Origin of the sequence: Micromonospora sp. CPCC 205558 (assembly GCF_036902955.1) — a bacterium.
Taxonomy (GTDB): domain Bacteria; phylum Actinomycetota; class Actinomycetes; order Mycobacteriales; family Micromonosporaceae; genus Micromonospora.
In genome coordinates this window covers 104648-126520 of the sequence record NZ_JBAKHR010000023.1, presented here as the reverse complement: position 1 = coordinate 126520, position 21873 = coordinate 104648, and the positions used below count along the sequence as shown (strand labels likewise).

19 protein-coding genes and 1 riboswitch are annotated in these 21873 nt (G+C 73.0%); of the genes, 3 read left to right on the top strand and 16 right to left on the bottom strand.

The window, feature by feature from the left end; translation table 11 throughout:
• The 3 genes from ribD to rpe all read right to left on the bottom strand — a co-directional run bounded on the left by ribD (position 1) and on the right by rpe (position 3116).
• On the bottom strand, positions 1-1062 hold the full coding sequence (ribD, locus tag V6U86_RS23885) for a bifunctional diaminohydroxyphosphoribosylaminopyrimidine deaminase/5-amino-6-(5-phosphoribosylamino)uracil reductase RibD (RefSeq protein ID WP_334506662.1): 1062 nt from the start codon (positions 1060-1062) through the stop codon (positions 1-3).
• A 166-nt stretch (positions 1063-1228) separates the two neighbouring features.
• A riboswitch (FMN riboswitch) is annotated at positions 1229-1399 on the bottom strand.
• A 78-nt stretch (positions 1400-1477) separates the two neighbouring features.
• Positions 1478-2434 carry a response regulator gene (locus V6U86_RS23880; RefSeq protein WP_334506660.1) on the bottom strand — a complete coding sequence of 319 codons (957 nt, stop codon included), beginning with the start codon at positions 2432-2434 and terminating at the stop codon, positions 1478-1480.
• Position 2435: 1 nt separating this feature from the next.
• The gene (gene rpe / locus V6U86_RS23875; RefSeq protein WP_334506658.1) at positions 2436-3116 is read right to left on the bottom strand and encodes a ribulose-phosphate 3-epimerase; all 681 of its coding nucleotides are present in this window, start codon (positions 3114-3116) and stop codon (positions 2436-2438) included.
• 254 nt (positions 3117-3370) lie between these two features.
• Here rpe and V6U86_RS23870 point away from each other — a divergent pair, with 254 nt between their 5' ends.
• Together V6U86_RS23870 and V6U86_RS23865 are read left to right on the top strand one after the other, a co-directional pair.
• Positions 3371-4261, top strand: a complete 891-nt coding sequence (locus V6U86_RS23870; RefSeq protein ID WP_334506657.1) for a septum formation family protein — start codon at positions 3371-3373, stop codon at positions 4259-4261.
• Positions 4262-4343: 82 nt separating this feature from the next.
• Complete coding sequence (locus tag V6U86_RS23865; protein WP_334506655.1) at positions 4344-5234, top strand: septum formation family protein; 891 nt, start codon at positions 4344-4346, stop codon at positions 5232-5234.
• A 46-nt stretch (positions 5235-5280) separates the two neighbouring features.
• Here the strand turns inward: V6U86_RS23865 and V6U86_RS23860 are convergent, their stop codons facing one another.
• The 4 genes from V6U86_RS23860 to V6U86_RS23845 all read right to left on the bottom strand — a co-directional run bounded on the left by V6U86_RS23860 (position 5281) and on the right by V6U86_RS23845 (position 10782).
• Positions 5281-6759, bottom strand: a complete 1479-nt coding sequence (locus tag V6U86_RS23860; protein WP_442935002.1) for an RsmB/NOP family class I SAM-dependent RNA methyltransferase — start codon at positions 6757-6759, stop codon at positions 5281-5283.
• Positions 6714-7640, bottom strand: a complete 927-nt coding sequence (gene fmt / locus V6U86_RS23855) for a methionyl-tRNA formyltransferase (RefSeq protein ID WP_334506704.1) — start codon at positions 7638-7640, stop codon at positions 6714-6716. Before fmt ends, V6U86_RS23860 begins: the two co-directional genes overlap by 46 nt.
• Before the next feature lie 5 nt (positions 7641-7645).
• On the bottom strand, positions 7646-8203 hold the full coding sequence (gene def, locus V6U86_RS23850; protein ID WP_334506651.1) for a peptide deformylase: 558 nt from the start codon (positions 8201-8203) through the stop codon (positions 7646-7648).
• Positions 8204-8313: 110 nt separating this feature from the next.
• Entirely contained in the window at positions 8314-10782 is a 2469-nt protein-coding gene (locus V6U86_RS23845) for an ATP-binding protein (RefSeq protein WP_334506649.1), read from the bottom strand.
• A gap of 238 nt (positions 10783-11020) precedes the next feature.
• On the opposite strand from V6U86_RS23845, the gene V6U86_RS23840 reads away from it, so the two are divergent.
• The gene (locus V6U86_RS23840) at positions 11021-12301 is read left to right on the top strand and encodes a hypothetical protein (protein ID WP_334506647.1); all 1281 of its coding nucleotides are present in this window, start codon (positions 11021-11023) and stop codon (positions 12299-12301) included.
• 79 nt (positions 12302-12380) lie between these two features.
• Here the strand turns inward: V6U86_RS23840 and V6U86_RS23835 are convergent, their stop codons facing one another.
• From V6U86_RS23835 to V6U86_RS23795, 9 genes are all read right to left on the bottom strand, one after another.
• Complete coding sequence (locus V6U86_RS23835) at positions 12381-13364, bottom strand: AAA family ATPase (protein WP_334506645.1); 984 nt, start codon at positions 13362-13364, stop codon at positions 12381-12383.
• 256 nt (positions 13365-13620) lie between these two features.
• Positions 13621-15594: a primosomal protein N' gene (locus V6U86_RS23830; RefSeq protein WP_442935001.1), complete on the bottom strand. Its 1974-nt coding sequence runs from the start codon at positions 15592-15594 to the stop codon at positions 13621-13623.
• A complete protein-coding gene (gene metK / locus V6U86_RS23825; protein WP_334506641.1) occupies positions 15591-16784 on the bottom strand; it encodes a methionine adenosyltransferase in 1194 nt (397 codons plus the stop codon). The genes V6U86_RS23830 and metK overlap by 4 nt, the downstream gene beginning before the upstream one ends.
• 87 nt (positions 16785-16871) lie before the next feature.
• Positions 16872-18080 (bottom strand): bifunctional phosphopantothenoylcysteine decarboxylase/phosphopantothenate--cysteine ligase CoaBC, encoded by a 1209-nt coding sequence (coaBC, locus tag V6U86_RS23820; RefSeq protein ID WP_334506640.1) that lies wholly within the window; start codon positions 18078-18080, stop codon positions 16872-16874.
• Between the two features lie 14 nt (positions 18081-18094).
• A complete protein-coding gene (rpoZ, locus tag V6U86_RS23815) occupies positions 18095-18358 on the bottom strand; it encodes a DNA-directed RNA polymerase subunit omega (RefSeq protein WP_030335666.1) in 264 nt (87 codons plus the stop codon).
• Positions 18359-18422: 64 nt separating this feature from the next.
• Positions 18423-18956: a guanylate kinase gene (locus V6U86_RS23810; RefSeq protein WP_334506632.1), complete on the bottom strand. Its 534-nt coding sequence runs from the start codon at positions 18954-18956 to the stop codon at positions 18423-18425.
• Positions 18957-18981: 25 nt separating this feature from the next.
• The gene (mihF, locus tag V6U86_RS23805) at positions 18982-19299 is read right to left on the bottom strand and encodes an integration host factor, actinobacterial type (RefSeq protein ID WP_030335662.1); all 318 of its coding nucleotides are present in this window, start codon (positions 19297-19299) and stop codon (positions 18982-18984) included.
• Between the two features lie 178 nt (positions 19300-19477).
• The gene (gene pyrF / locus V6U86_RS23800; RefSeq protein WP_334506628.1) at positions 19478-20314 is read right to left on the bottom strand and encodes an orotidine-5'-phosphate decarboxylase; all 837 of its coding nucleotides are present in this window, start codon (positions 20312-20314) and stop codon (positions 19478-19480) included.
• A 73-nt stretch (positions 20315-20387) separates the two neighbouring features.
• Positions 20388-21662 carry an adenosylmethionine--8-amino-7-oxononanoate transaminase gene (locus V6U86_RS23795; protein WP_334506626.1) on the bottom strand — a complete coding sequence of 425 codons (1275 nt, stop codon included), beginning with the start codon at positions 21660-21662 and terminating at the stop codon, positions 20388-20390.
• Between the last annotated feature and the right edge of the window lie 211 nt (positions 21663-21873).

Below are 21873 nucleotides of genomic sequence, written 5' to 3'. Positions count from 1 at the left end.
TCAGCCCTCCCTTTTCCGGGGCAAAGCGGTGATCCGGAGATCCGGACCGATCTGCGTAACGTCGACGAACTCCAGATCGATGGCCTCGGCGATGGTGGTCACTCCCGCGTCGACCAGAGCGGTCGGGCCGGCGCCGAGCAACCGCGGCGCGACGTACCCGACGATCTTGTCGACCAGGCCGGCCCGCAGGAACGCGCCGGCCAGCCGGGGGCCGCCCTCCAGCAGCACCGCGCGGATCCCGCGCTGGTGCAGCGCCGCGAGCAGCGCCGGCAGGTCGACCCGGCCGTCCGGGCCGGCGCCGACCTCGTCGGCGGTCGCGATCCACGTCCGCGCCGCGCCGTCGCGGACCCGGGCGTCAGCCGGGGTACGCCCCGAGCTGTCCACCACCACCCGCAGCGGCTGACGGATGGCCAGGCTGCCGTCACGCAGGTTGCGGGCGGTCAACCGGGGGTCGTCCGCGAGCACGGTGCCCACCCCGGCGATGACCGCGTCGACAGTGCCGCGCAGCGCGTGCACGTCGATCCGGGCCGCCTCCGACGTGATCCACATGCTGGTGCCGTCCGCCGCGGCGGAGCGCCCGTCGAGCGTGGCGGCGTACTTCCAGATCACGTACGGCCAGCCCCGGCGCATCGAGGTCAGCCACGCGACGTTGCCGGCCTCGGCCTCCTCGCCGCGTACCCCCAGATCGACCCGGACCCCGGCGGCGCGCAGGGTGGCGGCGCCACCGGACGCGACCGGGTTGGGGTCGGGCACGGCGATGACCACCCGGCCCACCCCGGCCTGGACGAGCGCGGAACTACAGGGGCCGGTGCGGCCGGTGTGATCGCACGGTTCCAGAGTGACTATCGCGGTGCCGCCCTTGGCCCGCCGCCCGGCCTGCGCCAGGGCGACGATCTCGGCGTGCGGCCCGCCGGCGTACGCGTGGAAGCCCTCGCCCACGACCTCGCCGTCTTCGTCGAGCAGCACACACCCGACCACCGGGTTGGGGCTGGTGGTGCCGAGCCCGCGCGCCGCCAACTCGATCGCACGCCGCATCGCCTCATCAACGGAGACGCTGGCCATCGCCCTGCCCCTGCCCTCTCACTCGCCGGTCCGCGCGCGGGCGGTCAGGGAGGCGGTGGCCATGGGGCCACGGGCAGGCGGTGGCGGATTCCGGGAACGGCACAGCCGCCCCGGGGGGTCGGCACGGCACGCTGAAGCCAGCGGCCGGCTCGGACCCGTCCGTCCCGCGCGCTGTCTCCCATCCGGACTGTCTGGGCGCGGACGAACCGCCCCCAACCGTCGGCCCCGGATTTTCACCAGGTCCACCGGGCGGCACAGCCGTCCGGGTCGCGGGCTGACCACGGTTGGACCGTGGATCACCGCCGGTTCGGAATTTCACCGAGTCCCGCCAGCGCGTGGTGGGTACACGGGAAGTCTTACACGCCGATCCGCCTTCGCCGCCACCTAGGCGAGCTACTTCACAGCGGTATCACGCTCAGGTGACGCCGCGTCGCCGGTCCACGGCCACGTACGAGCCCGGTTGGCTCTTGGCGACGGTCTTCATCTCCGAGGCCATCGCGATCGCCTCGAGGGGGTCGGCGAACCGCTTGGCGGCGTCGGAGAGGGACACCCCGATGGAGAGCGTGACCAGGGCGGCGCGACGAATGTTGCCCCGCCGGTCCTTCAACTCGACGAAGCCGCGCTCACGGTCGGTCGGGTCGTAGAGCGTGTCGGCGGCGTTCTCGAAGTCGACCACCGCCTGGGAGGTCAGTGGGCGCACCTGGTCCGGGGCGCAGACGATGACGAAGTCGTCACCGCCGACGTGGCCGAGGAAGGCCGGTGGCAGCCCGACGCCCACCACCGCCCGGTGCAGGCTGCGGGCCAGCGCGGAGATGAAGTCGTCGCCGCGGACGAAGCCGTACCGGTCGTTGACGCTCTTGAACCGGTCGATGTCGACGTAGCCGACCGCGTAGTCCACGCCCTGTCGGACCCGATCGCTGATCTCCCGACGGATCCGGCTGTTGCCGGGCAGCCCGGTCAGCGGGGAGACCTCCCGGAACTCCTTGTTGCGGCGCAGGGTGGACGACACCCGGGCCACCAGCTCGGCGGTGTCGAACGGCTTGACCAGGTAGTCGTCCGCGCCGGCGCTGAGCCCGTGCACCTTGTCGACCGTCATCCCCTTGGCGGTCAGCATGATCACCGGAAGGGCGGAGGTCATCGGGTCGGCGCGCAGCCGGCGGGTCAGCTCCAGCCCGTCGATGCGGGGCATCATGAGGTCGACCACCGCCAGGTCCGGCCGCTGGCGTTCGATGACCTCCAGGGCTTCCTGGCCATCGCTGGCGTGGATCACGTCGAAGCCGTGCAGCCGCAGGTTGAACTCGACGAAACGGGCGATGTCCGCATCGTCGTCCACGACGAGAATGATGTCCTTGCGGTCGGCCTCGGGCTCCACCTCAGGCCCCGGGAGCCGCGCGTTCCGCGAGTGACCGCAGGTGGCGTACCGCCTCGGCCGGGTCGGCGGCCCCGTACACGGCGGTGCCGGCCACGAAGGCGTCGGCGCCCGCGGCGGCCGCCTGCTCGATGGTGTCGGCGGCGATCCCGCCGTCGACCTCGATGCGCAGCTCCAGGTGCCCGGCCGACACATGCCGCCGGGCCGTACGCACCTTCTCCAGCAACTGCGGAATGAACCGCTGCCCACCGAAGCCCGCCTTGATCGTCATGATCAGCAGGGTGTCGAAGCTGGGCAGCAGGTCCAGATAGGGCTCGATCGGGGTGTCCCGGTCGATGGCCAGGCCCGCCTTCGCACCGGCCGAGCGCAGGTCCTTGGCCAACGCCACCGGGTCGTCGGACGCCTCCGCGTGGAAGGTGACGTTGTACGCCCCGGCGTCGGCGTACCCGGGAGCCCACCGGCGCGGGTCCTCGATCATCAGGTGCACGTCGAAGGGCATCGCCGTGACAGCCCGCAGGCTCTGCACCACGGGCAGCCCGATGGTCAGGTTCGGCACGAAGTGGTTGTCCATCACGTCGACGTGCAACCAGTCCGCGGCGTCCTCGACGGCACGGACCTCTTCGGCGAGGCGGGCGAAATCGGCGGCCAGGATGCTCGGCGCGACGATCGGCGGCGGTACGGTCACGGGGCCAGTGTACGAACGTGGTCACCCGCCACCCGCATCGCGGCATCAACTCCGACGCGCTGTGATCCAGCAGTGACCAGTGGTGCAGAATTGAACGCTCCGGACCTCCGAATCCGGACGAACAGACATCAGCGGCTGGCCGAACGACGGAAACGCGACGACACTCCAACCGGGACGGTGCCGTAGGCTGCACGCCCGCCGGGGTATCGCCGCGGGGCGCGGTGACCGGCCGCCAGCTCCCGGGAGGGCGGACGATGCGACGGTGGCTTCCAGCGCTGGCGCTGGCCAGCGTCACGACGATGCTGCTGGCCGGCTGCGCGCCGGCGCGGGGCGCGGACGGTGATCTCACCGACGACTGGCCGACGCTGCGGGTGCCGAAGCCGTTCACCCCCGCCACCGACACCTGTCTGCCGAGGGTCGCCACGGTCGTGCAGGCCAGCACGTACGAGACGGTGGACTGCGCGCGCAACCACCTGGCCGAGACCATCCACGTCGGCACCTTCACCGGCCCCGACGCGCTGACCGAGGCCCGGCCGGAACCCGGATCGTCGGCGCTGCGCACGGCTCGCGCCGAATGCGACCAGCGGGCCCGGGAGGTGCTCGGCGGTGACTGGCACACGGCCCGACTCGCGCTGTCCCTCGCGCTGCCGTCCGCGGCCGCCTGGGCCGGCGGCGCCCGCTGGTACCGCTGCGACCTCAGCGAGACCGGCAGCATCGACAACACCCGCGCGGTGAACCGCACCGGCAGCCTGCGCGGAGCGTTGATCGGCGACACGCCCCTGACGCACCGCTGCTTCGACCCCAAGCTGATCGGCGACAACCTCAACTACATGGCGCCGGTGCTCTGCACCGAACCGCACCGCGCCGAGTTCGTGGGCGTCTACCAGGAGCGGGACATGAGCTGGGCGGAGTTCGTCAAGTCTGCCCAGCAGGCGCACCAGCGCTGCATGGCGTTGATCGCCGAGTACGCGGCGGTGCCCAACAACAGCGAGCTGCCGTACCGGGCCGGGTCCATCTACTACCCTCCGTCGCAGCGAGAGTGGGAGGAGGGCGACCGTGGAGTGCGCTGTTTCCTGTGGAGCGACGACCGCAAACTCACCCGCTCGATGCGCGGTGCCGGCCCCGAGGGACTGCCCGCGATCTGAGCAACGGTGCCGTATGCTGCTGCGCCGTGGCGCTACCGACCGGTTGGGTCCGGTCAGGGGCCACCGGCGGCGGGAGGTCGGGATGCGACGGTGGTTGGCGGCGTTGGCCGGAGGTGGGGCACTGTCCCTGGCGCTGGCCGGGTGCGGCGTGCCCGCCGGAGTCGACCGTGACCTCATCGACGACTGGCCGGCGCCCGTCGCCGCGCAGCAGTTCGTCCCCGCCGTCGACGTCTGCCACCAGAGCTCCCAGCAGGTCGGCTTCCTGACCGGCTACAACCCGACGGCGTGCACCGAGGCGCACCGGGTGGAGACCATGCACGTCGGCACCCTCACCGGCCCGGGCGCCGCGGGCGGCACGCCCCCGCAGCCCGGCTCGGCCGGCATGCGGGCCGCGCAGGCCGGGTGCGACACGGCGGTCAACAAGGCGGTGGGCGCCGACTGGCGTTCCGGGCGGCTCGGCCTGACCGTCGTGCTGCCGTCGCCGCAGGCCTGGTCGGGCGGGGCCCGCTGGTACCGCTGCGACGTCACCGAGATCGCCAGCATCGACGACACCGCGGTCGATCTGCGTACCGGCAGCCTCCGCGGCGCGTTGTCCGGTGCGGCGCCGCTGGCGTACCGCTGCTTCAACCCGAAGCTGGTCAAGGACGAGATCGACGAGATGGTGCCGGTCTCCTGCACCGCCAAGCACCACGCCGAGTTCGTCGGCGTCTGGCAGGCGCCGGACGTCAGCTACGCCGCGTTCACCAGCGACGTCAAGCGGGCCCACCGGGCCTGCCAGACGATGATCGCCAAGTACGCCAAGGTGCCGGACAACTCCCAGCTGGACTTCCGCGCCGGGACGATCTACTACCAGCCGTACGAGGAGGAATGGCGCAACGGCAACCGGGGCGTGCAGTGCTTCCTCTGGATCTCCGACCGGAACCTGACCCGCTCGATGAAGAACGCCGGCACCAAGGGCCTTCCGGTCACCTGACGCACGGCGTCCGGCCGGTCGGGTGACCGGCCGGACACGTACGTCGTCAGCCTCGGCGCAGGACGGCGAGGAACATCGCGTCGGTGCCGTGGCGGTGGGGCCAGAGCTGCACGGTCGGCCCGTCGCCGAGACCGGGCATGCCGGCCGGCAGCAGCGGCCGGGCGTCCACGAAGTCCACCGGAACCCCGCTGCGGCGGGCCGCCTCGGTCACCGTCACGTGCGTCTCGACGGTGTGTGGCGAGCAGGTGACGTAGGCGACCAGGCCGCCCGGTCGGACCGCCCGCAGCGCCGCGCCGAGCAACTCCCGTTGCAGCCGGGTCAGCGGCGGCAGGTCCGACGGCTGGCGACGCCAGCGCGACTCCGGCCGACGACGCAGCGAACCCAGCCCCGTGCACGGCGCGTCCACCAGCACCCGGTCGAAGTGCTGCTCCGGCAGCTTCGGGTCGCCGCCGACATCCCGGCCGTCCATGGTCAGCACGGCCACCGGCAGGTCCCGGGTGGCCAGGGAGACCAGCCGGGCGCGGTGCTCGGCCACCTCCACCGCGGTCACCCGGGCGCCCCGCTGCGCGGCCAGGGCGCCGAGCAGCCCGGCCTTGCCGCCCGGGCCGGCACACAGGTCCAGCCAACGCCCGTCGGGGCCGTCCAACGGTGCGGCGGCGAGCGCGGCGGCCACCAACTGGGAGCCCTCGTCCTGGACGTGGGCGCGGCCGTCGGCCACCGCCGGGATGTCGCCCGGAGCGCCGCCGGGCAGATAGACGGCGTACGGCGAGAAGGCGCCGGGCGCACCGCCGACCTGGTCGGCCAGCTCCACCGGGTCGATCAAGCCGGGCCGGGCGCACAGGTGCACCGGCGGGCGCTCATTGTCCTCGATCAAAAGGCGGGCCGTCTCACCCAGGTCACCGCCGAGCGCCTCGGAGAAGGCCCGCACGATCCACTGCGGATGGCTGTACGCCAACGCGAGGTGCCCGATCGGGTCGGTCTCCATCGGTGGGGCGAGCTTCGCCACCCAGGCGTCCGCGTCACGGGTGGAGACCTCACGCATCACCGCGTTGGCGAAGCCGGTGGCGCCCGGTGCGACCGAACGGACCAGGTCCACCGTCGACGAGACCGCGGCGTGCGCCGGCACCCGGGTGTGCAGCAGCTGGTACGCCCCGAGCCGCAGCGCGTCGCGGACCGGCGGGTCGATTCGGGCCACGTCCCGGCCGGCCGCGTCGGTCAGGATCGCGTCCAACGTGCCCAGGTGGCGCAGGGTGCCGTAGGTCAGCTCGGTGGCGAAGGCCGCGTCCCGGCCGAACAGCCCCTCGTCGCGCAGGATGATGGGCAGCACCAGGTTGGCGAACGCGTCGTCCCGGTGCACCGCCGCCACCGCCTCGTACGCGGCGCGGCGTGGTCGGTCCAGCGGCGGCCGGACCGGGCGGCGGTCCCCGCCACGGCCGGTCGACGGGCCGGAGCGCGTCGGTCGGGTTCCCTCCGGTGCCGTCACGCGAAGTCCTCTCCAGTGCCGACCCGGACGCCGCGCGCCCAGTCGGTCGCGCCCATGGCCCGTTTGCCGGCGGCACGGACCTCACCGAGCCGCACCGGCACGGTCGCCGTGCCCACCAGCACCCGGGACTTCTCCACCAGCAACTCCCCCGGCTTCAGCTCGGGGCCGTCGGGCACCGGGACAACCGGGCCGAGCTTCACCCGCTCGTCACGGAACGTCGTCCAGCCGCCCGGCGCGGGCGTGCAGGCCCGGATCCGCCGGTCCACGGCGAAGGCCGGGTCGCTCCAGCGCACCCGCGCGTCGTCCACAGTCAGCTTCGGCGCCAGCGACACCCCGTCGGCTGGCTGCGGTTCGGCGCGGGCGGTGCCGTCGGCGATCGCGTCGAGCACCGCCACCAGCAGCCCGGCGCCGGAATCGGCGAGCCGCTCCAGCAGGTCACCGGAGGTGTCGGCGGCGCGGATCTCGTCGGTCAGCGTGCCGTAGACCGGGCCGGTGTCCAGGCCCTCCTCCAACTGGAAGACGCTGGCCCCGGTCAGCTCGTCACCGTGCAGCACGGCGTGCTGCACGGGCGCGGCGCCACGCCACGCGGGCAGCAGGGAGAAGTGCAGGTTGATCCAGCCGTACCGGGGGATCTCCAGGGCCGCCGGCGGCACCAGCGCGCCGTAGGCGACCACCGGCACGCAGTCCGGCTCCAGCTCACGCAGCCGGTCGAGGAACTCCGGGTCGCGGGGGCGGGTCGGGGTGAGCACCTCGACGCCATGCTCGTCGGCCCACGCGCCGACCGGGGAGCGGGACAGACCGCGTCCACGCCCGGCGGGCGCGTCGGGCCGGGTGACCACGGCCACCAGCTCGTGTCGGGAGGCGGCGACGGCGGCCAGGGCGGGAACGGCGACGGCCGGCGTACCGGCGAAGATCACGCGCATCCGGGTCATCGCCCCAGACCGAAGGGATCGCTGATGTGCGGGCTGAGCTTGACCGTGGGCGGGGCCGCCGCGTCGTACCACTCGGCCTGGCGGATCGCCTTCATGGCCTCCTTGCGCCCCTCGGCGTCCAGTCGGTCCAGGAAGAGCACCCCGTCGAGGTGGTCGGTCTCGTGCTGCACACAACGCGCCATCAGACCGGTGCCGACGATCTGCATCGGGTCGCCGAACGAGCTGAAGCCCTTGGCGACGACGTTCTGCCGACGCTTGGTGTCGAAGTAGAGCCCGGGGATCGACAGGCAGCCCTCGGGGCCGTCCTGCTCCTCCTCGTCGGGGAACTCCAGCACCGGGTTGATCAGGTGCCCGAGGACGTCGTCGACGTCGAAGGTGAACACCCGCAGGCTCACACCGAGCTGCGGCGCGGCCAGGCCGGCGCCGTTCTGCTCACGCATCGTGTCGGTGAGGTCGGCGACGAGCCGACGTAGCTCGGCGTCGAAGTCGACCACCGGATCGGCCGGCGTGCGCAGCACCGGATCCCCAAACAGACGGATGGGCTGGACGGTCACGCGGGACGGCTCCTTCTTCGGGTGGACGAGCGGTGCCGTACCAGTCTACGGAGTGCCCGGCCGGACGCCGGGCGGCGCACCTCGATCAACCACCGCCGGTGTGCCCAGCGTCACCGGAGGGGCTGCCGGGCCAACAGGTCACGCACCCGCTCCGCGTCCGGGTGGCCGAGTTCGTCGAGGATGCCCAGGGCCCGTCGCCAGGTGCGCCCAGCGCCGGCGGCGTCCCCCACCGCCTGGCGGCTCTCGCCGAGCCGGGACAGGGTGTCCGCCTCGTCGTAGCGGTCGCTGACCCGCCGGTACAGCCCGAGCGCCCGCTGGAAACAGCGGATCGCCGCGCGGTGGTCGCTCAGCCGGGCGTGGATGAAGCCGAGGCTGTCCCAGGTGTTCGCCTCACCGTGCCGGTCACCTGTCGTCCGCAGCAACGCCAACGCCTCCCGGCAGTGCCTGAGCGCCGGCCCGTACTGGCCGAGCTGGGCGTGCGCCCAACCCACCGCGTTGCGGGCGCTGGCCTCCCCGGCGACGTGGCCGGCGGCCCGGTACAGCGCCAGGGCACGCTCGCTCTGCTCCAGCGACTCGGCGTGCCGGCCGAGCCCGTCGAGCATCGCGCCGAACGCCCGGTGGGTACGCGCCTGACCGGTGTGATCACCCAACTCGGCGAAGATCGCCAGGGCCTGGCGGTAGTTCCTCGCCGCCTCGTTCACCCGACCCAGCCGGGACAGCACCCGGGCGAGGTCGCGGTGGGCGTTCGCCTGCCCGGGTCGGTCGTCGGCCCGCTGCGCCCCGGCCAGCGCGTTGCGCTGGGCCACGGCCAGGTCCGGCCAACGTCCTCGACGTTGCAGGAAGTCCACCAGTGTCCAGGCCAGCTGCCACGCGTGGCCGTCGAACCCGGCCCGCCTCGCGTGGGCGACCGCCGCCAGCAGCACCGGATACTCTGCGGCGAACCAGGCGAGCGCCTGACCGTGGTCGCTGATCTCCTCGGGCACCACGCCGGGCGCGGCGGCGGCGAGGGTGACCGGATCCCGGCCCGGTTGCAGCAGCAGCGCCGCCGCGTGCGCGGTGTGCAGGTAGTGGTCCAGCCCACGTCGGATCGCCGCCCGCCGGGCCGGCGCCGGTTCGAGCCGTTCGACCTGCTCGGCCGCGTACGCCCGGAGCAGGTCGTGCGCGCCGAACCGGCCGGGGGCGTGCTCGGTGACGAGGTGGGCGTGGGCCAACTCCGCCAGCAGTCGGGGCACCTGACCCCGGGGCAGTCCGGCCAGACTGGCCGCCGCGGCGAACCCGATGTCCGGTCCGGGATGGCAGCCGATGAGCCGGAACAGCCGGGCTGCCTCCGGGCTCAGGTTCCGGTACGACCAGGAGAAGACGGCCTGCACGTCGGTGCCGGCGTCCCCACCGTCGAACGAGTCGAGTGGTCGCGGTGCCGCCCGCAGTTCGGCGGCGAGGACGGCCAGTGGGAACGCCGGCTTCTCCGCACCTCTCGCGGCGAGCACGGCCAGCGCCAGCGGCAGCCGCGCGCACCGTTCGATGATCTCGTCCACCGCCTCCGGCTCGGCCGCCAACCGCTCCGCGCCGAGCCGCCGGGCCAACAGTTGCCAGGCTTCGGCGGGGCTGAGCAGGTCGACGCCGATCGGCCGGGCGCCGTCGGCGGCGACCAGGCCGGCGAGCCGGTTGCGGCTGGTGACCAGGACCAGGCAGCTCGGGCTGCCGACCAGCAGGGGCCGAACCTGGTCGGCGTCGCGGGCGTTGTCCAGCAGCACCAGCATCCGACGGCCGGCGAGCAGGCTGCGGTAGAGCCCCACCTGGGCACTCAGGTGGGTCGGGATGCGTTCGGGCGGCACGCCGAGGGCCTCCAGGAAGCCTCGAACCGCCTCGACGGCGGTCACCACCGTCCCGGTGGAGTCGAATCCGCGCAGGTCGACGTAGAGCTGACCGTCCGGGAAGCGATCGGCGACCCGGTGCGCCCAGTTGACGGCGAGGGTCGTCTTGCCGACCCCGGCGGTGCCGGACAACGTCAGGACGGTGACCGACGCCATGCCGTCGTCCCCGGACGCCACGGCGCCGGCGCACTCGGCATCGAGCTGCGCGAGTTGGGTCACGCGGCCGACGAACCCGGGCAGCGCCGGGGGCAGTTGGCGGGGCACCGGGAACCGGGGGGACGTCGTACCGGTGCGCGGGCCGCCGGCCCTGGCCCGCGCGACCGCCCGCCCCGTGGTCGCGTGGTCCCGGTTTGGGCGTCGACGTCGCTCCTCGACCCGGTCGCGCGCGGTGGCCAGCACCCCCTGCTCGGCGGGGGTCGCCCCGAGCAGTCGGATGAGGACGTCGAACCGATCCGGCGGCGGCAGGATGTTGCCCGCGAAGTACTCCCCGATGATCCCGCGCGACCAGCCGGTCTTCGCGGCCAACTGCCGGTACGTCAGCAGGGTCTCGCCCTGCTGACGGGCTTCACGGCGACGCAGTTGGCGGAGCAACCCGGCCAGCTCCGGAAGGGTCTGCGCCTCGACGCCCGCGCGGGCCAACTCGAACGCTCCGGGCGACCCGTCTGACGTCTGACGAGTGCCGGATGGTACCCACTGGTCAGACATGCGGCCCCCACCCCGGTCATCCGGCCCCCCGGATACGCACGGGCAGAGTAATTCCAGCTCCGCACCACTCGATAGACGGTTGCCAATGTCTGACAGTTCCACTGCGGACCGTTCGCCGTCCGGCGGTGTCCAACGGTGTCCAGCCCCGTCCAGGATCCGCCCCGCGACGCCGACGCCCCTGCCACCGTCCTGGTGCGGGCACGGCCCGCTCCACGACACCTGGGGGAAGAGGTACCCGATGATCCGTCCACACCCGACCGCCCGACGCCCCGTGGCGATGCTGCGTCGCATCGCCGTCACCGCGATCGGTCTCACGCTGCTCACCGCGGGCCTGACCGCCACCCCGGCCGCCGCCGCACCGGGCGGCAAGGCCACCACCACCGGATCCTTCGTCGACAGCACACCGGTGCCCGGCGGCTTCGCCTCCTGGTCGGAGCTGCTCCGGTTGCAGCAGCGCATGAACACCGCCGCCGCGCGGATCACCAACGCGGCACAGCGCAGCGCGAACTCCGGTTTCGCCGGCATCGTCGCCGACCCCACCACCCGCCAACTCCAGGTCTACTGGAAGGGGGAGCCGCCCGCCAACCTGGTGGCCACCGCCCGGGCCACCGTCGCCACCCAGGTGCTGCCCGCCGCGTACTCACAGCGGGAACTCACCGCCGCGGCCGACCGGTTGCGGGCCGCGGCCGGCAACAAGATCACCACGGTCGGTCCGCGCGCCGACGGCGCCGGCCTGCTCGTCGGCACGCAGGACGGGCTACTCGGCGCGGCGGCTCTGGCCGGCGTACCGGTGACCGTGCAGACCGGCGTCGCCGCCGCGCCCGCGACCCGGTGGGACGACACCTCACCGTGGTGGGGCGGCGCCGCCTGGCGCAACTCCGCCACCGGTGGCGGCTGCTCGACCGGCTTCGGGGTGTTCCACGGCGGGGTGGCGCGGATGCTGTCCGCCGCGCACTGCGCCAACCTCAACGTCCTCGCGACCGACCCGACCGGGCAGCCGATCGGCAACGTCGTCAGCCGCAACGTCAGCAGCGACACCCTGGTCCTCGCCGGCAGCTCGGGCGGTCGGATCTTCAACAACAGCACCACCGCCGCCGGCGCGGTGGTCAGTGAGTTCAGCAACCAGGTGATCGGCGCGTCGGCCAGCCAGGTCGGCAACTTCGTGTGCACCTCCGGCGCGTACTCCGGCACCCGCTGCTCGATCCAGGTGAAGGCCCGCAACCTCTGCATCAACGTCCGCAACTTCGGCACGGTCTGCGGTCAGGTGCAGGCGGAGAACACCGCCCGCACCAACGCCGTCGGTCAGGGCGACAGCGGCGGCCCGGTGCAGATCGTGAACGCGGCGAACACCCTCCAGGTCTGGGCGACCGGCACCAACACCGCCATCGACGACACCAACACCACAGTCGGCTGTACCGGCTACGTGACCACCGGTCGGGTCTGCGCCTGGCGGTTCTACTACGAGGACATCTTCTCCGGCATGGCCGGCGTCGGCGCCTCGGGCGTCGTCCTCGGCTGAGGCGTCTCGGCGACCGCCGTGCGACTCGGTGGCCGGGCCGGCGCGCGTACCCCGCGCGTCGGCCCGGCCTCGCGCTGGGTCAGACGCTGGCGCCCGGGTCTCCCGCGAGGACCGCGTCACCACGGAGCAGCGCGGGCTCGGGCAGCGGCAGTTGGATCTTGTGAGCCGCCTCCCAGTCGTAGATCAGGCCGGGGCGCACCTGGGCGGCGAAGTAGTCGATAGCGGTCATCCCACCCACGACCGGCTCGTCGACCTCGGCGACCAACTGGGCCGGGACCAGGGAGAACCCGTTCTGCAGCGCAGCACTGAGGCGGCGGTGACCGTCGACGACGAAGAAGTACTCGCCGGTGAACCCGATCTTCAACGGTTCGAGGGCCTCGTCGCCGGCCTCGGCCACGTCACCGACGAAGTCGGTGTCCCACAGACCCCGCAGGGTGGCGATGTCCTCGGTCGGGTAGACCCGGGCCGGGTCCAGCAGCAGCAGCGGCGGCGCGTCGCGCAGCACCTCGGCGCCGAGGGTGCCCTCGTACGCGGCCACGATGTGCTCGATCACCTCGCCGGCGGACGCCCGCGTGGTGTCGCAGATCAGGTCATAGTTGCGCAGCCGGGCCTTGTCCACCCCGTAACGGATGATGAACCGGCTGCGCTCGCTCGCGCTGCGCTCACGGAGCTTGGCCTTGGCCTCCTCCAGGGAGGCGTAGCTCTCCGCCGGCCCGGACGGACGGGCGAGCACCCGGCGGGCCGCCTCACCCGGCTCGGTGATCATGTGCACCTTGAGCGCGTCGGTGAAGAAGTGCCAGGCCAGCCGGGAATCCATGATGAGGCGCTCACCGGAGGCGGCGATGTCCCGCTGGAGCTGGTCGACGTAGCCGTCGACGGCCTGGTCGAGCTCGGCGTGCAGGTTGAGCTGCAGCGCGGTCATCTGCCGCTGCTGCGCCATCTCCCGGTAGAGGTCCCCCACGCTGACCCGGCGCATGCCGAGCCGCTTGGCGATCTCGACCGACACGGTGCTCTTGCCGCTGCCGAGGTCGCCGTTGAAGACGATCGATTGTCCAACGGTCACGACTGGTCCACCCCTGATCACCGGCTCATTGACATATCGACCCCCGCGCCCGACCGACGCGTTCCTGCCGTCCCCGCGTCATCCCGCGGCGGCTCCAGCTCGGCGCCTCTGACGCTCCCCCGTGATCGGGAGCCCGTCGTACGCCTCGGCATGACGGGCGATGCTACCACTCGGATGCCACCGCTCTGCCGGACGCGGTGTGCGAGGGCAACCGCGGCCGGCGAGGCCAGCCACCGTCGGGACCGGCCGAAACTCCTCAGAACAGGCTCAGCGGATCGACCTGGAGACGAACCGGATCGGCGGCCTTGCGGGCGGCCCGAGCACCGGCGGCCGAGTGCAACGCCTCAGCGAGCGCGGCAGCCCGGGCCCGCGGCACCCGAACCAACATCCGCTCCCGCCCCTCCTCGGCCGGCACCGGCCCGAGCACCTCCGCGTCGTCCGGCAGCCGGGCCGCGGCCAGCAGATCCGCCACCGCCTCGGCCGCGCCGGTGACGCTCGCCATCCGTACGGCCGGTGGGAAGCCCAGCTCGCGGCGCTCGGCCAACTCCCGGCCGGCGAACCAGCCGGCGTCCCAGCGCAGCAGCGCCTGCACGGGGGCGAGCGCGCCGTCGGCGACCACCACCACCCGACCGGCCGGCGCCGGACGAGCCAGGGCCGCCGCCGCCAGCCAGCGGCGCAGCGCCTCCTCCCCGGCGCGCAGGTCGGCCCGGGTCAGCAGGGCCCACGAGTCGAGCAGCAGCACCGCGCCGTAGCCGCCCTCGGCGACCGGTTCGGCGCCCGGGGTGGCCACCACCAGGGCGGCGCCACCGGGCACCTCGGTCAGCACCTCCTCGCGCCCCGAGGTGCGCACCGGGACGCCGGGGAACGCCCGGCCCAGCTCCTCGGCGGTCCGCCGGGCGCCGGTCACCGCGGCCCGCAGCCGCCGCCCACCGCACTGCGGGCAGGCGTACGCGGCCGCCACCCGGGCGCACCACCGGCAAGCCGGGGTGCCGCCGGCCGAGGGCAGCGCGAGCGGGCCGGCACAGTGCGCGCAGCGGGCCGGAGTGCGGCACTCGGCGCAGGAGATCGACGGCAGGTAACCGCGTCGGGGCACCTGCACCAGCACCGGCAGGTCCTGGCGGAGCGCGTCGCGGGCGGCCGTCCAGGCCAGGCTGGGCAGTCGGGCGGTGGCGGCCCCGGGGTCACGGGCCAGTTGGGGGTCGTCCCCGGTCGGCGCGATGGCCGGGATCCGGGACCGCACGGTGCCCCGGTCGGCGACCACCTCCCGAGCCCAGCCGGTCTCCACCAGCAGCTGCCCCTCGGCCGTACGGGCGTAGCCGCCGACCAGCGCGCCGGCCTCGGCGAGGTGGACACGGGTGAGCAGCACGTCGCGGGCGTGCGGGTAGGGCGCCCGGGGCTCGGAGTGCAGATCGTCACCGTCGTCCCAGATGGCGACGAGGCCGAGTCGGGCCACCGGGGCGAACATCGCCGCCCGGGTGCCGATCACCACCGGCACCTGGCCCCGGCGAGCGGCGAGGAACGCCCGGTACCGCCGGGCCGGACCGAGGGCGGCGGAGAGGGTGACGTGCCGCCCCGGGCCGAGCACGGTGGTGAGGGCGGCGTCGAGGCGGTCCAGGTCACGCGCGTCGGGCACCACGACCACCGCGCCGCGCCCACCGGCGACGGTGGCCGCCACCGCGTCGGCGTAGCGGGCCGCCCAGTCCTCACCGGGCAGCGCCGACCAGACCGCGCGGGGCGCCCGGCCGTCGGTGAGCGCGCGCAGCAGGGCCGGGCCGGTCGGGTAGTCGCGCCACCCGCGCGGGTCGACCGCCTCGGTGGGGGGCGCCGGGGCGGGCTGGTCGTCGTGGGGCTCCTTCTCCACCCGCGCGTGCCGGGGCGGCACGGCGAGCCGGAGCACGTCGGCGAGGCTGCCCGCGTACCGGTCGGCGACCGCCCGGGCCAGCCGGGCGATCTCGGGGGCCAGCACCGGCTCCGGCGAGACCACCTTCTCCAGGTACGCGAGGCGGCCGGTGTGCCCGGAGTCGTCGGCGCGCGACAGCAACCACCCGTCGACGAGTTGCCCGGCGAAGCGCACCTTCACCCGGGTACCGGGCACCGCCACCTCGTCCAGCTCCGCCGGCACCAGGTAGTCGAAAGGCCGGTCCAGGTGCGCCAGCGGAACATCCACGCAGACGCGCGCGACCGGCGACCCATCCGCGGGTCGCCGGTCGCTGCGCTTGGTGGCGGTCAGGCTCCCGCGGCCGACTTGAGGTCGGCGGCCCGGTCGGTGCTCTCCCAGCTCAGGTCCGGCAGCTCCCGGCCGAAGTGGCCGTACGCGGCGGTCTGCTGGTAGATCGGGCGGAGCAGGTTGAGGTCCCGGATGATCGCGGCCGGACGCAGGTCGAACACCTCGGTGACGGCCTTCTCGATCGAGGCGACGGGCACGGTCTCGGTGCCGAACGTCTCGATGAAGAGGCTCACCGGGTGGGCCTTGCCGATGGCGTAGGCGACCTGCGCCTCGCACCGCTCGGCCAGGCCGGCGGCGACCACGTTCTTGGCCACCCAGCGCATCGCGTACGCGGCCGAGCGGTCCACCTTGGACGGGTCCTTGCCGGAGAACGCGCCGCCGCCGTGGCGGGCGTACCCGCCGTAGGTGTCGACGATGATCTTGCGGCCGGTCAGCCCGGCGTCACCCATCGGGCCGCCGATCTCGAACCGGCCGGTCGGGTTGACCAGCAGCCGGTAGCCGTCGGTGTCCAGGCCGAGGCTCTCCAGCTCCGGGGCGATCACGTGGTCGCGCACGTCCGGGGTGAGCAGCGAGTCCAGCGAGATGTCGGCGGCGTGCTGGCTGGACACGACCACCGTGTTCAGCCGGACCGGGCGCAGCCCCTCGTACTCGATGGTGACCTGGGTCTTGCCGTCCGGCCGCAGGTACGGGATCGTGCCGTCCTTGCGCACCGCCGAGAGGCGGCGGGCCAGCCGGTGGGCCAGCGCGATCGGCAGCGGCATCAGCTCGGGCGTCTCGGAGCAGGCGAAGCCGAACATCATGCCCTGGTCGCCGGCGCCCTGCGCGTCCAGCGCGCTCTCCGACGCCCCGGTCCGCAGCTCGAAGGCGTTGTCCACACCCTGCGCGATGTCCTCGGACTGTGCGCCGATGGAGACGCTGACCCCGCAGGAGGCGCCGTCGAAGCCCTTCTTCGACGAGTCGTAGCCGATGTCGAGAATGGTCCGGCGGACGATCGTCGGGATGTCGGCGTACGCCTTGGTGGTCACCTCACCGGCGATGTGCACCTGACCGGTGGTGATCATGGTCTCCACCGCCACGCGGCTGTGGGGGTCCTCGGTCAGCAGCGCGTCGAGGATGCCATCGCTGATCTGGTCAGCGATCTTGTCCGGGTGGCCTTCCGTGACCGATTCGGACGTGAAGAGACGGCGTGTCACGGCACTCCTAAGCGTGTGAGGTCGTTCCGCGGCAGTCTAATCACCACTGCGGCCGGTGTCGGGATCGGTCGCGCCCTGTTCCACCCGTCAGGAGCGGCCGGGCAGCCGCGCCACGACGAGATCCCAGACGGCGTCGGCCACCGCTTCCTTGGCCTGCTCGGGCAGCCGGCTGACCGAACCGTCCGCGCCGATGACCGTCACCGTGTTGGTGTCGGCCCCGAAGACCAGGTTTGGACCGACCTCGTTGACCACAATCAGGTCGGCCCGCTTCCGGGCGAGTTTCGCCCGGCCGTTGGCCTCGGCATCGCCGGTCTCGGCGGCGAACACCACCAGCACCTGCTCCGGTCGTTTGCGCTGGCCGAGCTCCGCCGCGATGTCCGGGTTCGTGACGAGCTCGATGGTGGGCGCGACGCCGTCGTCCGACTTCTTGATTTTGCCAGGCGCGTACGTCGCGGGCCGGAAATCGGCCGGAGCCGCCGCCATTACCACCGCGTCGGCGTCGACGGCGGCCTTGACGGTCGCCTCCCGCAGCTCGGCGGTGGTGCCCACCCGGATCAGGTCGACGCCGGCCGGGTCGGCGAGGTCGACGTTGGCCGCGATCACGGTGACCCGGGCACCCCGGGCGACAGCCGCGCGGGCGAACGCGTACCCCTGCTTGCCCGACGAGCGGTTGCCCAGGAAGCGGACCGGGTCCAGGGGTTCGCGGGTGCCACCGGCGGTGATGACCACCCGGCGACCGGCCAGGTCGGCGGGGGCGGAGTCACCACGGGACAGGAGCCGACTGGCGACGGCGAAGATCTCCGCCGGGTCGGGCAGCCGACCCTTGCCGGTGTCGGCGCCGGTGAGCCGGCCAACGGCGGGCTCGATGACCCGCACCCCCCGGGAGCGCAGCGTCGCGACGTTGGCCACGGTGGCGGGGTGCTCCCACATCTCGGTGTGCATGGCCGGGGCCAGCAGGACCGGGCAGCGGGCGGTCAGCAGGGTGTTGGTCAGCAGGTCGTCGGCGAGGCCGTGCGCGGCCTTGGCGAGCAGATCGGTGGTGGTCGGCGCGACCACCACCAGGTCGGCCTGCTTACCGAGCCGGACGTGCGGCACCTCGTGGACGTCGGTCCAGACGTCGTCGGCGACGGGTTGACCGGAGAGCGCGGCCCAGGTCGGCGCTCCAACGAACCGGAGCGCCGACGCGGTTGGCACGACCCGAACCCGGTGACCCGATTCGGTGAAGAGTCGCAGCAGCTCGCACGCCTTGTAGGCGGCGATGCCGCCGCCGACCCCGAGGACGATCGAGGCGGACATCGGCCAGCGGGGGCTTACGGCTGGTCGGTCGGCTCGGCGGTGAGCAGGCCCGAGTTGATCTCGCGCATGGCGATCGAGAGGGGCTTCTCCTGCGGGGTGGTCTCGACGAGCGGACCGACGTACTCCAGCAGACCCTCACCGAGCTGGCTGTAGTAGGCGTTGACCTGGCGCGCGCGCTTGGCGGCGAAGATGACCAGCGCGTACTTCGACGTCGTCTTCTCGAGGAGCTCGTCGATCGGCGGGTTGGTGATGCCTTCGGGGTTGGCGATGGATCCCACGAATTAACCTCTGCGTCTTTCGAGCCGCGCGGACGCGGTGCTGAGTCTCAACGGCGGCCGGCCGTCAGCCACGCACGCGCGACCAGGCCGGATCCGGATAAGAAGAACCGAGTAAGCCTACCAGCTCTTCAACCACCCGTTCGGTGTGGTCGTGGGTCAGCGTGTGCTCGACGGTGCCGGCCACCGTGTCGTCCGGCGCGTACCCGGGTGGGCTCAGCAGCACCAGCCGGACATCCGGCAGGCGCGCGCGGACCAGTGGGGCGCCGCGCAGGTCGAGCGGGAGCAGCACCGGCTGCCCGGCGTCGAGCCGGGCGCGCAGCGGCGGGTACGGGGTGCCCCGGCGGTGCGAACCGATCCGGGACCACTCCAGCAGCTCGCCGGCGTCGATCCGGCGATCGAACTCGGCGGGGGCGAGGAAGACGCGGTCCACCCCGTCGACCTCCGACTCCCGGCGCGGCCTGGTGGTCGCCGCGACCGGGATCCACACGGACGGAGAACGCGCCCGGACGAGCTCGACGACACTCTCCCTGCCGGCACCCGAAGGTCCAGCCAGGACAGTGAGCCGAGCCGCCGGGCGCGCCTCGTCATCCGTGCTCACTGCTTGTTTCTACACGCTGCCAGGTTCAGTTGGCGGCGAACTCTCCAAGCAGTGCCTTGCGCTGCTGCTCGCCGAGGCCACGCAGGCGACGGCTGTCGGCGATCTTGAGCTTCTCCATGATCTGGGTAGCCCGGATCTTGCCGATGCCCGGCATGGCCTGCAGGACGGCCGACACCTTGAGCTTGCCGACGACGTCGTCGCTCTCGGCCCGCTCAAGCACGGCACCAAGGGTGGTCTTGCCCTGCTTGAGCTGCTCCTTCAGCTGAGCACGGGCCTTGCGGATCTCCGCGGCCTTCTCGAGCGCGGCAGCGCGTTGTTCGGGGGTCAGTGACGGGAGCGGCACCAGTTCTCCTCAGGTCCCTATCGCGGCGGGCGGGGCGCACCGCCGCATCTGTGAAACGTGGTGTCGCTGTGAACCAAGGGGTCCATGGTTCCCAGCGCGGGGAAAACTAGCGGCCAACGGAGCTTTCGGCAACGTGGGGGCCGCATGATCACCGTAGAGTGACCGACCCGTCAGTCAGTCACCGGGCAGGCAGGACGGCCCGGCAGTCGGCCAACACACGGTCCGCGGCGGCCCGCAGCGCGGCCACGTCGGGGCCCGCGGAGAGCACTTCCCGGGAGTACGACGGGAGCACCGAGGCGAGGCTCGAACCGAAGACGGTACGCAGATCGGCTGCGCCGGCACCCTGCGCGCCGAGCCCCGGAGCGAGCAGTGGGCCCCCCACCCCGGATAGGTCGTGACCGGTGTCGCCGATGGTCGCGCCGACCACCAGACCGAAGCTCCCAAGCGGGGTCGCACCCCTGTTGAGCTGGGAAATCTCGTCGATCACGGTCTGCGCCACGGTGCGGCCGTCGGCCGTGACGGCCCGCTGCACGGCCGCGCCCTCGGGGTTGGAGGTGAGGGCCAGCACGAACACCCCGCCGCCGTGCTTGGCGGCCAACTCGAACATCGGCGCCAGCGAGCCGACGCCGAGGTAGGGGCTCGCGGTGACCGCGTCGACATAGACAGGACTGGATGGGTCGAGGTACGCCGCAGCGTACGCGCTCACCGTCGAGCCGATGTCGCCACGCTTGACGTCGAGCAGAACGAGCGAGCCGGCATCTCGTAACTGTCGGATAGTTGACTCAAGAATCGCCACACCTCGGGACCCGAACCGCTCGAAAAAGGCCGACTGAGGCTTGACTACCGCAACCCGGTCACCGAGCGCTTCGACGACTGTTCGGCTGAATTGGTCGAGTCCGTGCACGTCGTCCGGAAGGCCCCACTGGGCCAGCAGACCCGGATGCGGGTCGATGCCCACACACAGTGGGCCCCGCTCGGTGATCGCCCGGTGCAGCCGGGTACCGAAGCTCTCCATCACCAGTGTTCCCCTCTCCTCGTCCGGACGGCTGCCCCGCCCGGGTAACCGTCGACCCGGTGACCGGGTCGACTCAGCCAGCCGCCACCGCCGCCGCCACCCCGCTCGCGATACGGGCCAGGTCGACGTCGTCGGTGACGTACGGCGGCATCGTGTAGATCAGGTCGCGGAACGGACGCAGCCACACCCCCTGGGCCACCGCGGCGGCGGTGGCCGCGGCGAGGTCGACCTCGTGATCGAGCTGGACCACGCCGATCGCACCGAGTACCCGTACGTCGGCCACGCCCGGCGTGCCGCGCAGGGGCTCCAGGCCGGCGCGCAGGCCGGCGCCGACCCTGGCGACCTGGCCGGCCCAGTCTCCGGCCCGCAGCAGCCCGATGGAGGCGTTCGCCACCGCGCAGGCCAGCGGATTGCCCATGAACGTGGGCCCATGCGCCAGCACGCCGGTCACCGAGATGCCCCGGGCGATCTCCGGGGTGCACAGGGTCGCCGCGAGGGTCAGGTACCCGCCGGTCAGCGCCTTGCCCACACACAGCACGTCCGGCGTCACCCCGGCGTGCCCGGCGGCGAACATCTCACCGGTACGACCGAAGCCGGTGGCGATCTCGTCAAAGATCAGCAGAATCCCGTGCGCGCGGGTCACCTCACGCAGCACCCGCAGGTAACCCGGGTGGTGGAAGCGCATCCCGCCGGCGCCCTGGACGACGGGCTCGACGATCACGGCGGCCAGTTCGTCGGCGTACCGCTCGACCGTCTCCACCAACGCCGCCACGTACGCGTCGTCGGGCGGATCAGTGAAGCCGCCCGGCGGCACCGGGGCGAACACCTGCCGGGGCAGCACGTCGCCCCAGAGGTGGTGCATTCCGCCCTCCGGGTCGCAGACGCTCATCGGGTGGAACGTGTCGCCGTGGTAGCCGCCCCGCCAGGTCGCCAGCCGGCGCCGCTGGGGCCGGCCGACGGCCCGCTGGTACTGCAGGCACATCTTCACCGCCACCTCGACGCTGACCGAGCCGGAGTCGGCCAGGAACACGTGCTCCAGGCCGTCCGGGGTCAGCTCGACCAGCGTCTGGGCGAGCCGCACCGCCGGCTCGTGGGTCAGCCCGCCGAACATCACGTGGCTCATCCGACCGAGCTGGTCGGTCACCGCCGCGTCCAGCACCGGGTGCCGGTACCCGTGGATCGCCGCCCACCAGGACGACATCCCGTCCACCAGCTCCCGCCCGTCGGCCAGCCGCAGCCGTACGCCCTCGGCGCTCTGCACCAGGTACGGCGGGCTGGCTGGCGGCAACGCGGCGTACGGGTGCCAGACGTGGGCCCGGTCCGCGGCCAGAATCTCCTCGGGTGTCACGGGTAACTCCTCTGCGCCTCAAGCGGTCCGGACGGCCAATGTCCGCCGGCGGCGTCGCGCGCGCCGTGCGGGTCGCGCTCGTGCCGTGTCGGTCGGGTCCGACCGCAAGATCGTGCTCGGTCGGGTCCGACCGCAAGATCGTGCTCGAACAAGGATGTAGTGGCCTCCGGCGCGAGCGAGGCCACTACATCCAGGATCAAGCGCGACCTTG

What these genes read in the sequence shown, in the direction of transcription:
- coaBC (WP_334506640.1), bottom strand. Translation starts at nt 18,080, where the DNA reads ATGTCCGCCTCGATCGTCCTCGGGGTCGGCGGCGGCATCGCCGCCTAC.
- ribD (WP_334506662.1), bottom strand. Translation starts at nt 1,062, where the DNA reads ATGGCCAGCGTCTCCGTTGATGAGGCGATGCGGCGTGCGATCGAGTTG.
- pyrF (WP_334506628.1), bottom strand. Translation starts at nt 20,314, where the DNA reads ATGGAGAGCTTCGGTACCCGGCTGCACCGGGCGATCACCGAGCGGGGC.
- V6U86_RS23840 (WP_334506647.1), top strand. Translation starts at nt 11,021, where the DNA reads ATGATCCGTCCACACCCGACCGCCCGACGCCCCGTGGCGATGCTGCGT.
- V6U86_RS23870 (WP_334506657.1), top strand. Translation starts at nt 3,371, where the DNA reads ATGCGACGGTGGCTTCCAGCGCTGGCGCTGGCCAGCGTCACGACGATG.
- fmt (WP_334506704.1), bottom strand. Translation starts at nt 7,640, where the DNA reads ATGCGCGTGATCTTCGCCGGTACGCCGGCCGTCGCCGTTCCCGCCCTG.
- V6U86_RS23865 (WP_334506655.1), top strand. Translation starts at nt 4,344, where the DNA reads ATGCGACGGTGGTTGGCGGCGTTGGCCGGAGGTGGGGCACTGTCCCTG.
- V6U86_RS23845 (WP_334506649.1), bottom strand. Translation starts at nt 10,782, where the DNA reads ATGTCTGACCAGTGGGTACCATCCGGCACTCGTCAGACGTCAGACGGG.